The organism is Arthrobacter sp. B1805 (assembly GCF_002929745.1).
Taxonomy (GTDB): Bacteria; Actinomycetota; Actinomycetes; order Actinomycetales; family Micrococcaceae; genus Arthrobacter_D.
In genome coordinates this window covers 20,509-34,053 of sequence record NZ_PJIQ01000006.1, presented here as the reverse complement: position 1 = coordinate 34,053, position 13,545 = coordinate 20,509, and the positions used below count along the sequence as shown (strand labels likewise).

General features: G+C 68.4%; 13 protein-coding genes and 3 tRNA genes. 4 read left to right on the top strand and 12 right to left on the bottom strand.

The features are described from left to right. Window positions 1-5 precede the first annotated feature (5 nt). The 5 genes from CXQ96_RS08300 to CXQ96_RS08280 form a co-directional block, all read right to left on the bottom strand. Window positions 6-464, bottom strand: coding sequence for an Asp23/Gls24 family envelope stress response protein (locus CXQ96_RS08300; protein WP_104117579.1), 459 nt, complete (start codon window positions 462-464; stop codon window positions 6-8). Between the two features lie 108 nt (window positions 465-572). Next, window positions 573-1,082 (bottom strand): hypothetical protein, encoded by a 510-nt coding sequence (locus CXQ96_RS08295; protein WP_104117578.1) that lies wholly within the window; start codon window positions 1,080-1,082, stop codon window positions 573-575. A gap of 160 nt (window positions 1,083-1,242) precedes the next feature. Next, window positions 1,243-1,315, bottom strand: a tRNA-Phe gene (locus CXQ96_RS08290). A gap of 71 nt (window positions 1,316-1,386) precedes the next feature. Beyond that, window positions 1,387-1,460: transfer RNA gene (locus tag CXQ96_RS08285), tRNA-Asp, on the bottom strand. Window positions 1,461-1,545: 85 nt separating this feature from the next. Beyond that, window positions 1,546-1,618: transfer RNA gene (locus CXQ96_RS08280), tRNA-Glu, on the bottom strand. A gap of 203 nt (window positions 1,619-1,821) precedes the next feature. Between CXQ96_RS08280 and CXQ96_RS08275 the strand changes: the two genes are divergently transcribed. After that, window positions 1,822-2,193: a metallopeptidase family protein gene (locus tag CXQ96_RS08275; RefSeq protein WP_258058965.1), complete on the top strand. Its 372-nt coding sequence runs from the start codon at window positions 1,822-1,824 to the stop codon at window positions 2,191-2,193. A gap of 151 nt (window positions 2,194-2,344) precedes the next feature. After that, on the top strand, window positions 2,345-3,904 hold the full coding sequence (locus CXQ96_RS08270; RefSeq protein ID WP_104117577.1) for an NlpC/P60 family protein: 1,560 nt from the start codon (window positions 2,345-2,347) through the stop codon (window positions 3,902-3,904). 78 nt (window positions 3,905-3,982) lie between these two features. Here CXQ96_RS08270 and CXQ96_RS08265 read toward each other — a convergent pair whose 3' ends face one another. After that, the gene (locus CXQ96_RS08265) at window positions 3,983-4,984 is read right to left on the bottom strand and encodes a universal stress protein (protein ID WP_258058964.1); all 1,002 of its coding nucleotides are present in this window, start codon (window positions 4,982-4,984) and stop codon (window positions 3,983-3,985) included. Between the two features lie 257 nt (window positions 4,985-5,241). Here CXQ96_RS08265 and CXQ96_RS08260 point away from each other — a divergent pair, with 257 nt between their 5' ends. Then, a complete protein-coding gene (locus CXQ96_RS08260) occupies window positions 5,242-5,895 on the top strand; it encodes an FAD-dependent monooxygenase (protein WP_223263244.1) in 654 nt (217 codons plus the stop codon). 76 nt (window positions 5,896-5,971) lie between these two features. Here the strand turns inward: CXQ96_RS08260 and CXQ96_RS08255 are convergent, their stop codons facing one another. Next, complete coding sequence (locus tag CXQ96_RS08255) at window positions 5,972-6,601, bottom strand: copper resistance CopC family protein (RefSeq protein ID WP_258058963.1); 630 nt, start codon at window positions 6,599-6,601, stop codon at window positions 5,972-5,974. Window positions 6,602-6,747: 146 nt separating this feature from the next. On the opposite strand from CXQ96_RS08255, the gene CXQ96_RS08250 reads away from it, so the two are divergent. Next, complete coding sequence (locus CXQ96_RS08250) at window positions 6,748-8,199, top strand: NCS2 family permease (protein ID WP_104117575.1); 1,452 nt, start codon at window positions 6,748-6,750, stop codon at window positions 8,197-8,199. Window positions 8,200-8,232: 33 nt separating this feature from the next. On the opposite strand, the gene CXQ96_RS08245 is transcribed toward CXQ96_RS08250, so the two are convergent. The 5 genes from CXQ96_RS08245 to CXQ96_RS08225 all read right to left on the bottom strand — a co-directional run bounded on the left by CXQ96_RS08245 (window position 8,233) and on the right by CXQ96_RS08225 (window position 13,454). Beyond that, window positions 8,233-9,957, bottom strand: coding sequence for a sodium:proton antiporter (locus CXQ96_RS08245; protein WP_104117574.1), 1,725 nt, complete (start codon window positions 9,955-9,957; stop codon window positions 8,233-8,235). A 240-nt stretch (window positions 9,958-10,197) separates the two neighbouring features. Continuing rightward, window positions 10,198-11,010, bottom strand: a complete 813-nt coding sequence (locus tag CXQ96_RS08240) for a spermidine synthase (RefSeq protein ID WP_104117573.1) — start codon at window positions 11,008-11,010, stop codon at window positions 10,198-10,200. 212 nt (window positions 11,011-11,222) lie between these two features. Next, window positions 11,223-11,759, bottom strand: coding sequence for a GNAT family N-acetyltransferase (locus CXQ96_RS08235; protein WP_258058961.1), 537 nt, complete (start codon window positions 11,757-11,759; stop codon window positions 11,223-11,225). 46 nt (window positions 11,760-11,805) lie between these two features. Beyond that, window positions 11,806-12,147, bottom strand: a complete 342-nt coding sequence (locus CXQ96_RS08230) for a thiamine-binding protein (RefSeq protein ID WP_104117572.1) — start codon at window positions 12,145-12,147, stop codon at window positions 11,806-11,808. Between the two features lie 32 nt (window positions 12,148-12,179). Then, window positions 12,180-13,454: an Nramp family divalent metal transporter gene (locus CXQ96_RS08225; RefSeq protein ID WP_258058960.1), complete on the bottom strand. Its 1,275-nt coding sequence runs from the start codon at window positions 13,452-13,454 to the stop codon at window positions 12,180-12,182. Between the last annotated feature and the right edge of the window lie 91 nt (window positions 13,455-13,545).

Below are 13,545 nucleotides of genomic sequence, written 5' to 3'. Positions count from 1 at the left end.
CCGGCTCACTCGGCAGGCTGCTTGAGTTGTGTCGAACCGGTCGTGCGGAGTCGCTCGACGGTCCTCGGCTCCGCAGGTGGCGGCAGGTGCACGTCGAGGATCTCGACATTGACCTCGATGACCTGGAGCCCGACCAGTTCTGTGAGTGCCTCGTAGACGGCGACGCGAACCGCATCAGCCAGCGCGTTGAGCGCGTAGCCGTACTCCGCGACGAGGCTGACGTCGACAGCGAGCTGGGTCTGACCCACCTCCACCTTCACACCGTGGATGAGGTCGTTGGCGCCGACGGCATCGCGGATGGCTCCCAGAGCCCGTCCGGAGCCGGCCCCGAGAGAGTACACGCCCGGCACGCCACGCGCGGCGATCGCCGCGATCTTCACCGCGGCGGGGTCTCCGATGAGGGTCCTCCCGCCCGGCACGTCCTGGAGAGCGGGGAATGGCCGCCCCGCGGATTGCTCGGTCATCGGATCGGACCCCTTTCGCTTGTGGACAGCCTAAGGCACTGCGCCGCCACCATGAGTGGGAACACGGGCTTGCTCCCACAGGGCCGGGCCTCCGTCGTCGCCCGCGCTTCAGGAGCCGTCACAATGCTGTGCGAGCCAATCCTGCACGGGGACGATCGCGTGCCGGAAGGCTTTCTCGTCGAAGATCCCCGAACCTTCGGGAGGCACCTCCACGGAGTGAGCGAGCGTCGTGAATTCATCCTGCAGATCGGCCGGCACCTTGTCCCGGAGGTCGAGTATCTGCTGCCGGAGGGTGACGAGCTCACTCGGATCCGGATGAGAGCGCAGGCCGAGCGGCGCGAGCATCGCCGTCGTGACCCCACCGGCCACGACGACACAGTGGTCCGACGCGCCGGACACGCCACCCGGAGTGGCCGCATCCGCCGGCGCGCCCTCGGACTGCAGGGGCGCGGGCTCCAGCGCTGGCGTGGGCAGCGCGGACGGCTGCGGCGCGGGGCTGGCGGGCATGGTGAGCATCGTGTCGGCCGGTGGTGCCGAACCCTGGCTGCAACCGGTCAGGGTCACGCCGAGGACCACGGTCAGGACACCCGGTCCGACTGCGGAACGAAGGAGTCTCACGGGTGCCCTTTCGTCTCGATTCGGTGCCGGTGGTTCAACGCACGAGGCGCCCACTACTATCCCAAATCGTTCGCCCGGGCAACCTGGGGTGAGCGGCAGGACCGCCGGACGCACACGAAAAAACCCCGCGTTCCGAGGGGAACTACGGGGTTTTCAGCGGTGGCTCCGACCGGCGTCGATCCGGTGACCTTTCGATTTTCAGTCGAACGCTCTACCAACTGAGCTACAGAGCCTTGCGACCATCTTGCGGATGATCACCGTATCCAGCCCGACCGGCGCCCCCGAAGGGAACCAGTCGCCTGAGCGACCCTGACGGGACTTGAACCCGCGACCTCCGCCGTGACAGGGCGGCGCGCTAACCAACTGCGCTACAGGGCCTTGCTAACTTCACTTGCTGATTTGCAGGTTCCAGCCTACCAGCACTTTTCGTCCTGGTTGACCGCCCGTGAGGGCATCTCCTGCGTACCCCCAACGGGATTCGAACCCGTGCCGCCGCCGTGAAAGGGCGGTGTCCTAGGCCGCTAGACGATGGGGGCCTGGACCACAGTTCGGGGTTCCTGCGACCTACCGAAAGGCAAGCACTTCCGGCCGATCATTCCCTGTCGTGGACCTGTAAAACTATAGGTCGAGTTTGCCGATTACACAAAATCAGGCACCGCGACCATCCGTCGACCGGCCGCTGCCCGGCAAGCATCCCTCGCCGCACCGCGGATGCGGTGACGATCGGTACGATCAGGGCGTGCCGTACGAGATCACCCGTGAAGAGTTCGAGGACGCCGTGAACGACGCCATCGACAAGATCCCGGACGATCTCGCCCGCGCGATGGACAACGTGGCCATCTTCGTCGTGGAGGAGTACGAGCCCGCGCCCGGCGAACCGGCAGACACCGAGTTGCTGGGTCTCTACGAGGGAACTCCCCTCACGGAGCGGGACTCGTGGTGGGAGGCAGGGTCCCTGCCGGACCGCATCAGCATCTTCCGCGGCCCCCTGTCGCGCCTGTGCGACTCGCGGGAGGAACTGGTCGAGGAAATCCTGGTGACGGTCGTGCACGAGGTCGCCCACCACTTCGGCATCGACGACGAGAGGCTCCATGAACTGGGATGGGGTTGAGGCGACACGCCGCTCCGGATCGGTGAAATGACACTGATGTTGTTTTACGATACGGATGTGACTCCTGTTGCCAAAGTGAACAGGAGGGCTCTATCGTCGGGTCTGTTGCGTCAACCACCAACGGCAGATCCGGGCGAAAGAGCGGCAGAACGTGCAGTCATCTAGAACCACCGGCAACCTCCTGCGTCACGGTGTCGCCACCCTGGCCGCCGTCGCGCTGATCGGCTGCACCATGATTGCTCCTTCGTTCGCAGCTCCGGCGAGCGATCCCGGCGGGGTGGCGCTCCCGTCGCCGGACGACATCAAGCGGGCCCAGGATGACGCCGTCGCAGCAGCCGGACTCGTTGCGGACATCGAGGGGATCATCGCGGTGGCCGGCGAGCAGCTGCAGGAGGCGCAACTCACCGCCTTCAAGGCCCAGAACGATTACAACAACGCCCTTGCCGTCCTCGACGAACGCCGGGCTGCCGCGGACCGTGCCGACCAGCGCGCTGCGGACGCCGGGCGTCAGCACGACGCCGCGGAGGAGCAGGTGGGCCGACTCGCAGGCGACCTCTACCGGTCCGGGGGTATGAACCCCGGTATCGAGAGCGTGCTGGATGGAACCGATCCCGACGAGGTCATGTACCGCGCGTCGACCCTGTACGGACTCTCGAGCAGTAGTACCCGCACCCTTGATGAGGCCCAGTCGGCACGCGACGCGTGGGCATCCCTGACCCAGGATGCCGCGGCAGCACGGCAAGCGGCGCAGGACGCTGCCGACGCAGCCCAGGCGGCCGGCGAGCAGGCCCGGGAAGCGGCGGGCAGCGCGGAACAGCTCGTCGGCGAGAAGCAGGCAGAGCGATCAACACTCGTGGGCCAGCTCGCCACACTCAGGAACACCACGGCAGAGCTCGAGGACCAGCGCCTAGCAGGCCTGGAACAGGCCCAGCGGGAGCGCGACCTCGCCCGCATGATCGCCGAATCCGCCGCTGCAGCGACGGAAGCGGCCGCCGCACCGCAGAGCACTCCCACCAGCACCCCGCCGCTGCGTGACCCGGCGTCCCTTCAAGCCCCCGCGAGAGTCGCACCCGCACCGGTCCGCTCCACGGCGGGCGTTCCAGTGGTATCGACACCGGCGGCCCCCGTTGCGCCGGCCCCTGCACCGCCGGCGGCACCCGCGCCACCGGCACCGGCGCCTCCGGCAGCGCCCGCTCCGCCAGCACCCGCACCTCCGGCAGCACCCGCACCTCCGGCAGCACCGGCACCCGCTCCGCCTGCGCCGGTGGCTCCCGCAGCACCTGTTGCGCCCGCACCAGCTCCGCCTGCCCCGGCACCGCCCGCTCCTCCTTCGAGCAGCGGCGCCGGTGCGCTGGCGATGAACTACGCACTGTCGAAGACCGGCAGTCCGTACTACTACGCGTGGGGCGGCAACGGCCCACTCGGCTATGACTGCTCGGGCCTCACCCAGCAGGCATTCGCGTCCGCCGGCGTATCCCTGCCGCGCACGGCAGCACAGCAATACTTCGCCGTAAGGCATGTGCCGCTGTCACAGATGCAGCCCGGAGACCTGGTGTTCTGGGGCAGCGGAGCGGACATCTGGCATGTCGCGATCTACATCGGCGGCAACAAGGTGGTCAACGCGCTCAACCCCAGCCAGGGCATCCTCGTCACGGATCTCGCCCACATGGGCGGCATGGGTCCGTTGAACCCGTCGGCCGGGCGGGTCTGACCTGCGACGCCGAGGCCGGCCTGCTGACACTGGCTTCGGCGGCGATGGACGACGCGTAGCGAGCCCCAGGGGATTCGGCTAGCGTACGGGCGCGATCATCGGGCCGAAGGACTTCCGGTCGTCGAGCCGTGGATCAGCCTTGTCCGGCACGACGAGCACCGGCCCCCGCGCATGGTGCAGGACGCCCTGGCTCGTGGAACCCATGAGCATCCCGGCGAAGCCTCCGCGGCCCCTGGTTCCTACGACCAGCAGCTCGGATGTCGCCGATGCCTCGATGAGGACTTCCGCGGGAGGGCCGTCCACAAGGTCCACCCAGATGTCGACGTCGGGGAAGTGGCTCTTGAGCCAGTCCCGGCCGGCCGCGAGCTGAAGGGCGAGATCGGCGTGAAGCGCCTCGCGGTCGACAGGTGCCGGCACCCACGCCAGCGAGCCGTTGAAGGGGGCGACGGAGCAGATGACCCTGAGCGCCAGTCCCCTCGAACGCGCCTCCTCCGCTGCAGCGAGCGACGCCATCCGGGCTTGTTCCGAGCCGTCCACCCCGACCACCACGACAGGTTCCACCGTCGCAGAGGGCCTCTCCCTGCCCGACTTGCCGCCGAGCTCGGGATGCCCGAGGCGCGCGCCCGTGCACACCGGGATCACTGCCGTCGGGCACTTGGAGTGCGCCGGCAGGGCGCTGCTGACGGAGCCCAGCAGCCGGCCCACGAAGCCGCCGCGACCACGTGACCCGACAACCATCAACTCGGCTTCCTCGGACAGATCGAGCAGCACACCTGCTGCATCGCCCGTCTCGATCCTGGGGTGTACGTCGACACTGATACCCTCGAGGTGCGACAGCGACTCGTTCAGGACGGCCTGGGCGCTCTCCCGGATGACGTCGTCGTCGACCGTCGCATAGCCGGCATCCATGCTCGAGGCCGCGAAGACGGGCACGGTGTACGCCGTCACGACGTACAGCGGCGCCCCGCGCCGCTCGGCCTCCCTCGCGGCCCACAACAGGGCACACGTACTCTGGTCGGAGCCGTCGACGCCCACCACGATCCCGTGCTGCGACAATCCCTCTGCGTGCTCGCTGCTCACGGCAGATCTCCCCTCGGTCGCGTGTTGTTCCCGCCTGAGCGGCCGGTTCCCCATTTGTAGCGCACTCCTGTGCATCGGTCTATCCACGGTCTGAAAAGTTATATAGGCTTCGATGAACCGTTGCGGGGGCCCGGCCTGATGGCTGGAATACCCCTATGCGCAGTGCTCTTGGCTGACCCGTTCGCAGCCAAGAGTCCGTACGGCCCGGAAGAGGCGCCGGGCCGTACGGGACCAATGCTTCGTGTGGAGGTAACTCGGTGGATTCCTTGCCGCTCGACCCGGCCCGCTCTGCGTCTGCGCTACCCGCGTCAGCAGAGCATACGAGCACGGTGGTCATCGGTTCGGGGTTGTCCGGTCTCGCCGTCGCCAGCGAACTCAGCCGCCGCGGCATCGACTCGATCGTCGTCGAGAGCCTCGAGTGCTTCGACTCCGGAGCCATGCGCACCGTGATGACCGACTCCGTCTCCCTCTCCGAGCGCACCGAACTCATGCGCCTCCTGCGCGGTTATGCCGCCTCCCACCAGCTCGACGTGCGGCAGAGCACCGTGGCGGAACACCTCAGCATCATCGGGCACCCCAAGCTCCTCTCGGCGCCCGTGGGCCGCAAGAAGTGGGCGGTCCAGACGGCAGACGGAGTGCTGCTCGCCGATCATGTGGTGCTGACCAAGTACCCGCAGAACGAGTTGCGCAGGTTCCTCAACTCGATGGGCATCGCGATCGGACGCGACTTCAAGGCGGCCCTCCGCGCCATCGGCCTCCACCTCGTCGGCGTCGGCGAACTGCTGACGCCCACCACGCGCGAGATCGTCCGCCAGGCGAAACTCGTCAGCGACGCCATCGTGACCCAGGGTCCGGCGGCGCTCAATCGCATCGCCCCGCCTCGGGCAGCCATCTCGCCCCTGGGAGCCTGACCGCTCCTGCCCTCGGCAGGCCGTCTGCGCTACTTGCTCGTACGACAGCGTCATCCTTGCCGCACGGCCATCCGCCCTACTTGTTCGCGCCGAGCCGCTTCCGGGCGGTCACCGCAAGGGCGACGGCGATGGCTATCAGGGCTGCGATCATCAGCACGACACTCCACGGGAAGTCACTCACCCCGGCCGTCTGCGTCTCGTTGGCCGGGTCCTCCTGGGCGTCCAGCGGGCCGGCGGTGGTCGCCGAGTCCGGGACCGTCGTCGTGCCCTGCTGGGTCCTGAAGGCGAAGGTGCCCTCGATGGGGTGCGAGTCCGAGCTCACGACGCGCCAGTTCACCGTGTATTCGCCGGCGGGGGCACCGGCCCTCAGCGGCTGGCTGGCGGTGCGATCGACGATCGCTACCGGACCGTCGGCCCAGTCCACACCGGCTTCGTCGAGAACCTGCACCTGGGCGCCGATCCCCGAGGGAACGTTCGAGAAACTCAGCTCCAGCGCAGGCGGCAGCACCTCCAGGGTGGCGCCCTCGGCAGGATTGCTGCCGACCAGTTCGTCGTGCGCACTCGCCGCTCCGCCCGCGCCGAGGAGCACGGCGAGCGTCAGCAGCACGGCGGAGACGATCGCGGCAGCGGAGGGGGCGGGACGACGACGGCGGTCGCTACGCGCGCTCATCGGGTGCTGTTCGGGCAGGGTCGGAAGGGCAGCCATGGTCCAACCCTACGCGTCGACACTGATCAGATGCTGGCACTCGTACGGGCATGCGCCTGCCCGGGTTCGTCATGAACGGAGCCCCGCACGAGCGCCGGGATAGAATTTCTGCGATCGCTCCCCGTCCCTACGCCCTAGGATCCCCCATGCTCAAAACTGGTTCCGTGCTGGATCGCTACTTCGACGTCACGAAGCGGGGGTCGACGTTCTCCCGGGAGATCCGCGGTGGACTCGCCACCTTCTTCGCCATGAGCTACATCGTGGTGCTCAACCCGCTCATCCTCGCGGGTGCGGATTCCTCCGGAGCCGAACTGGGATTCGAGCGCGTGGCCGCCGTGACCGCCCTGGTGGCCGGCATCCTCACCATCGTGATGGGCGCCTGGGCGAAGTACCCGTTCGCGCTGGCCACGGGGCTCGGCGTCAACGCGTTCGTCGCGATCACTGTCGCCACCAACCCGGGCCTCACCTGGCCGGACATCATGGGCCTGGTCATGCTCGCGGGCCTCACCATGCTCGTCCTCGTGCTGACAGGCTTCCGGACGGCGGTGTTCAACGCCGTGCCGGAGAGCCTGAAGACGGCGATCGTGGTCGGCATCGGCCTGTTCATCGCCCTGATCGGCCTGGTCAACGCGGGCTTCGTCCGGCGGGTGCCCGACGTCGCCAACACCACCGTGCCCGTAGGACTCGGGTTCGGCGGCGTCCTGATCGGGTGGCCCACCCTGGTCTTCGTGTTCGGCCTGATCCTGACAATCGCGCTCGTGGTCCGCAGGGTGCGCGGCGCCATCCTCATCGGCGTGCTGGCAGCGACGGTCCTCGCCGTCGTCCTCGAAGCCGTGTTCGATGTCGGCGCCAGCGTCTCTCCCGGCCAGGAGCCGAATCCGGCCGGGTGGTCCCTCGTGGTCCCCGAACTGCCGACCGGCTCGTGGGTCGGCGTTCCCGATCTCAGCCTCGTGGGGAACGTCAGCCTCTTCGGCGCTTTCGGACACCTCGGCGGCACCGCCGCCATCCTGCTGACCTTCACGATCCTCCTCAGCATCTTCTTCGACGCCATGGGCACGATGGTGGGTCTCGCGAACGAGGCGAAGCTCGTCGACGCCAAGGGCAACATCCCGGGCGTCAACCGCGTGCTGGTGATCGACGCCCTCGGTGCAGTGGCCGGTGGCGCTGGATCCGTGTCGTCGAACCAGATCTACGTCGAGTCCGGCGCCGGCATCGGGGAAGGCGCACGGACCGGCCTCGCGAACGTCGTCACGGGCCTGCTGTTCCTGCTCGCGATGTTCTTCACGCCGCTGATCAGCCTCGTGCCGTTCGAAGCCGTGGCGCCCGCACTCGTGGTGGTCGGCTTCATGATGGTCGCGCAGGTAGGCCGCATCGACTTCGACGACTGGGGCATCGCCATCCCGGCCTTCCTCACCTTCACCCTGATGCCGTTCACCTACTCGATCGCGAACGGGCTCGGCGCCGGGTTCGTCGCCTTCGTCCTGATCCGCGCCATCCAGGGCCGCGGCCGTGAAGTCCACCCGCTGATGTGGGCTGTCGCGGCGGCCTTCGTGGTCTTCTTCGGCATCGGGCCCATCGAGGAGCTCCTCGGAATCTGACGAGGCAGCGCCACCGGAAGGAACTGCTCCGTGCTAGCCGCTCCGTGGCCGCAGGCGCGTCTCCTCGACGTCGAGGATGCGCTGGGCCCGTGCGAGCACCCGCGAGGAATAGGTTCCGCGGGCCCTGGCTGCCAATAGTGCCTGCCGCTCCGCCTCGAGCACGGCGAGGCGGAGGTCGCGGTACTGGCGATGGGGCGAGCGCACGAGCTTCTGTTCCGACAGACGGGCCTTCTCCCACTCGACCTCGCTCCGCATGCCCGTTTCCATCCGCACGCGGTCCAGCACGTCGTCGTCCACAGGAACGTCCTCCCCCACGACGGCCTGCGGGTCCTCCAGGACACGGAGGCCCTCCCTCCGCAGTTCATCGAAGAGAGTCGCGGACTCCTCCCGATCGGTGCCCACATCGATGCCCTCGATCCTCAGCACCCGGATGAGGGCGGGCAGGGTGCTGCCCTGCACCAGCAGGGTGGCGACGGCGACGGTGAAGGCGATCAGCACCAACTGCTCCCGGTAGGCGAACGACGACGGAAGGGACTGCGCCGCAGCGAGCGTCACCACTCCGCGCATGCCGGACCACCCGAGGACGGTGGCGCCCTTCCAGCCGAATCCCTCACGCCGTTCGAGGTCGAAGTCGGCCTGGCGTCGCGCGTACAGCCTGGTCAAGGCCCGCTTGCGGCGCTCCTGCCGCCCATCGAGGTGCTCCTGCTGCTTGAGTCTGGCCAGGCCCCGTCGAAGCTGGAAGGTCCGCCGCTCGGCCCGGCTCGGCAGCCGCCGCATCAGCAGCACGAGGGGGAACACCCAGACGAACCTGATGAGGATCAGCACGAGGGTGGTCAGGAGACCGATCTGCACCGTCTGCCCGACCGTCAGCAGTGATTCGTCGATATTCTGCAGCAGGCTCCGGACCTCGAGTCCGATCAGCAGGAAGACGCCGTTCTCGAGGAGGAACTGCACCGTGCGCCAGTTCACGTTGTCGCTGATCCGGGCGCGTGCGTCGAGGTGGCTCGCGCTCCTGTGGCCCGTGTAGATCCCTGCCACGACCACCGCCAGCACTCCCGAGGCGCCGAGTTCCTCGGCGGGGATGAAGGCGACGAACGGGACCACCAGCGATATGGCGGTGTCCAGCACGGGATCGTCGAGCTTCGCGCGGACGAGGACAGTCACCACGCCGACCACGTATCCCACCAGGATCGCCACGACGACGGCGAACGCGAAGTCCGCGACGGCCGAGCCGACGCCGGACAATGCCCCCGCTGATGCTGCGATGGCGCTGCGCAGGAGAACGAGCGCCGTGGCGTCATTGACCAGGCCCTCCCCCTCGAGCACCGTGAGCAGGCGCGGCGGCAGACCGAGCCTCCGCCCGATCGAGGTGGCCGCTACGGCGTCGGGCGGACTGATGACGGCGCCCAGCGCGATCGCCGCGGGGAGGCCCAACCCTGGCAGGAGTGCATGCAGGAGCAACCCCGTAGCGAGCGCCGAGACCACGACGAGCGCCACCGAGAGACTGACGATCGGCGTCAGGTTGCGTCGGAAGTCCGTGACGGGCGTCTTGATCGCCGCGGCGTAGAGCAGGGGTGGCAGGATGCCCGTGAGGATCCACTCGTCCGGGATGCTGAAACCGGGAACCCCGGGCACGAAGGACAGTCCGATCCCGACGACCACCAGGATGAGCGGGGCTGCCACACCCACGCGCCTGGAGAGGACGGCGACCGCCACGAGGACGGCGATCCCGATGATTCCCAGCAGTCCCACTTCCACGCTGCCAGCCTAGTGCCGGGCTGTTCGGGGTGCCCGTGGCCCCCGTTCATCCTCGGCCGGGTTGACGCTTCGGACACCTCGGGCTTGCGAGTTTCCGGTCCCCGCAGGCCCCGCCCGGGTCGCCGGCGTCGTCCGCGACGTCAAGCGACGGCCCGCCCGTGACCCCTTGCTTCCCGCCGGTCGGCCCTGAGCGACTCGGCGTGGCCCGTCGTCAGCCACCACCGGGCCCGCTACGCCTGGTCAGTCCGTGAGAATGCGTGCCCCGGCCGCGAAGGACCTCACCCGGGCGTCCTGCCAGATCTGCGCCGGAACGCCACCGCCGAGCAGTTCGCGTGCCAGCCCCGGGTCCCCGGCCAGCGGAGCGTCGCTCCCGGCGATGATCACGTTGCCATAGCGCCTGCCCTTGAGCATGGCGGGGTCGGCGATAACGACGGTGTGGTCGAACGCCTCTCCGATGGTGGCCGCTTCGCGTCTGGCCATCGACAGGTCCGGGCCGTCTCCGCAGTTGACCACGTAGACGCCGTCCGCGGCGAGCACACGCTTGGCAGCCTGCGTGAATTCCAGCGTGGTGAGCGGCTCGGGAGTGACGCTCCCGGCGAAGACATCGCGGATCACGAGATCGCGGCTCTGCTCACTGAGCGACTCCGTGACGGCCCGCGCCTCGCCCACCCGGATACGGACGAGGGGCGCCCGCGGGAGGTCGAACCACTCACGCACCAGCTCCGCCAGTCGTCCGTCCAGCTCGACGACGACCTGGCGTGCCTGCGGGTGGGAGGTTGCGAACCGGCGGGCGAGCGAGCAGGCCCCTCCTCCGAGGTGCAGGACGCGGAGCTTCTCGGACGCCGCCCAGCGGGAGTCGACGAGGGATGCGATCCACCGCATGTACTCGAAGTCGAGCCGGAGTGGGTCGGCGAGGTCGATGTGCGAGCTGGGTACTCCGTTGATGCGCAATACCCAGCCGTTGGCGTTGTACGGGTCCGGCTCGAGCTCGCAGGTACCGGTGTCGATGGGGAACTCGCCGATCTCCGGGCGCGCACCCGCGGGTTTCGCCATCAGTAAAGCCTCTTCGAGTCGTCGTTCCAACGGGAGACCGAGCGGTTCCTGTGGGTGCTTGCTGCGCCCGCCCGGTACCGGTCGATGCCGGAACGACCGGTGGACGTTCGGTCCAATTGTCGCTGGTTGCGCTCCCCCGAGCCGTATCGCGGGAACGGCGCGTACAACGGCGCGCAGTGCCGGGCCAGTCGGGGCAGCGCCTGCCCGCGGTGCTAGCCCGGCTGGTCGGGGCGGTGCATGCGGAACATGGGCTTGTGGTGCCACGTGGGTCCGCAGAGCATCCTGGTGCCGTCCGGCACGAAGCCGTTGCGGAGGTAGAAGCGCTCGGCCCGCGGGTTGTCGTCGAGGATCCAGAGGTAGGCCGCGCGGGTCCCGATGGCGGTGTCGAGCAGCCGCTGCCCGAGGCCCGTGCCATGCGTGGACCGCAGCGTGTAGAGGTGGTGCAGCTCGAAGTCGGGCCTGTCCTCGTCGCGCCCCGGGCCGGAGGTCGCGATGCCCACGGGGCCGCCGTCGTCGCAGGCCAGCCAGCTCCGCGCGCTGCCCGACGTTCCCTCCGCTTCCTCGAAGGCTGCGCGCCGCCGTTCGATGATGGCGGGTAGCTCGGCGTCGTAGTACTCGTGATACTCCGGCGGCATAATGTGCTCGTACGCCTCGTGCAGGGCTGCGACGTGCGTGCGGGCATACGCCTCGGCGTCGTCCACGGTGGCCGGTCGGATCAGGTAGGGCAGCGTCAGCAAGGGCTGTGTCACCACGCCAGTTTAGTGTCCTGAGGCTATGGAGTGACCGGCTGTCGCGTCAGGAGTGGCCCTCGAACTGTTCCTGCTCGGTGAGCGCCGCCTCGAGCCGCTCGACCTTGCCGGTCAGCTCGCCCGTGCGGCCCGGGCGGATGTCCGCCTTCAGCACGAGGGAGACGCGGCTGCCGTAGCGGCCCACTGCCTCCGTCGCGTTCTTGACCACGGCCATCACCTCGTCCCAGTCCCCCTCGATCGTGGTGAACATCGAGTCGGTGTGGTTCGGCAGTCCGGATTCACGGACGACGGCCACTGCGGCGGCCACGGCGTCGTGCACGGACCCGTCGGGGTTCTCGCGGGAGAGGTCGGACGTTCCGGACGGGGCGACACTGAAGGCTACGAGCATGACCCCAGTCTGGCATGCACCCCCGCCGCGGGTCAGCCTCCGGAGACCGCCTTGACGAGTTCGTTCGCGCCAAGGACGAGGAACACGATGGTCGTGACCGTGAGGAACACGTTCGACAGCCACTTGTTCCGCCATTCCTTCGCGAGCCGGGTGCTGTTCAGGAGGACCAGGAGCGTGATGGCCAGGAACGGCATGAAGAAGGAACCGAGGACCCCGTAGAGCAGGATCAGGAAGAAGGGCCGTCCGATGAGCAGCAGCAGCATCGGCGGAACGGTCAGCCACAGCATGTATGCACGTGCCGGCTTGCTGGTGGCGCCCGGAGCGTCGTCGTCGGAGAGGTCGTCCGCCTTCTTGCGGAAGTTCGCCCAGAAGTCGGCGAACATGAGGCTGACGCCGTGCCACACGCCCAGCAGCGAGGAGAACGACGACGCCCAGAAACCCACCAGGAAGACCTTCGCCCAGACGACCCCGTAGCGGTCCTCGAGCACTTCGCCCATGTCGAGCAGGCCGCGGTCGCCCGTCTGGAGCGAGATGTTCGCGGAGTAGAGCAGCTCGGCGCCCAGGATGAGCATGCAGACCACGAAGATGCCGGTCACGGTGTACGCCACCGTGTTGTCCACCCGCATGACGTTCATCCACTTGGGCCGGTTCCACCCTTTCTCCCGCAGCCAGTACCCGTAGGCCGCGAGGGTGATGGTGCCTCCGACGCCGCCGGCGAGCCCCAGCACGTAGAAGACGGAGCCGGCAGGGAGGGTGGGTACCAGCCCGGTGAGCATCGACGGGATGTTCGGCAGGGCGAGGACGGCCGAGCCGACCACCGAGATGAACATGATGGCGATCATCACGGTCATGATCTTCTCGAAGAGCCCGTACCGGCCGAACCACACCAGGGCGAGGCCGATCAGCCCCGAGGCCACCGCGAAGACGTTGAGCGGGATCGCGGGGAGTAGTGCCTGGAGTGGCAACGCCGTGGAGCTCATCGCGGTCGCGCCGTACACGAAACCCCAGATGACGATGTACGGGCCGAAGTACCAGCTGGTCCAGACGCCGAGGGTCCGCCAGCCCTGGAAGATGGTCTTGCCCGTGGCGAGGTACCAGCGACCCACTCCCTCGACGAGGATGATCTTGAGGACGCAACCGATCACCGCGGCCCACAGCAGCGCGTACCCGTACTGGCTGCCAGCTATCAGGGTGGCGACGAGGTCGCCGGCGCCGACGCCGGTCGCCGCGGCCAGCAGCCCTGGTCCGACGATCCTCCACTTCGGTTTCTCGAGCCCGTCGACGTCCGTACGCGCACCCTCAGCCACTGCCTGCTCCCTCGAAGTCGTGATTGTTTCGTCGAGAGCTTAGCAAGGGCCCTGAGCAGTCCTGACCCGCCGGCGGACAGGGCAGGGGCCC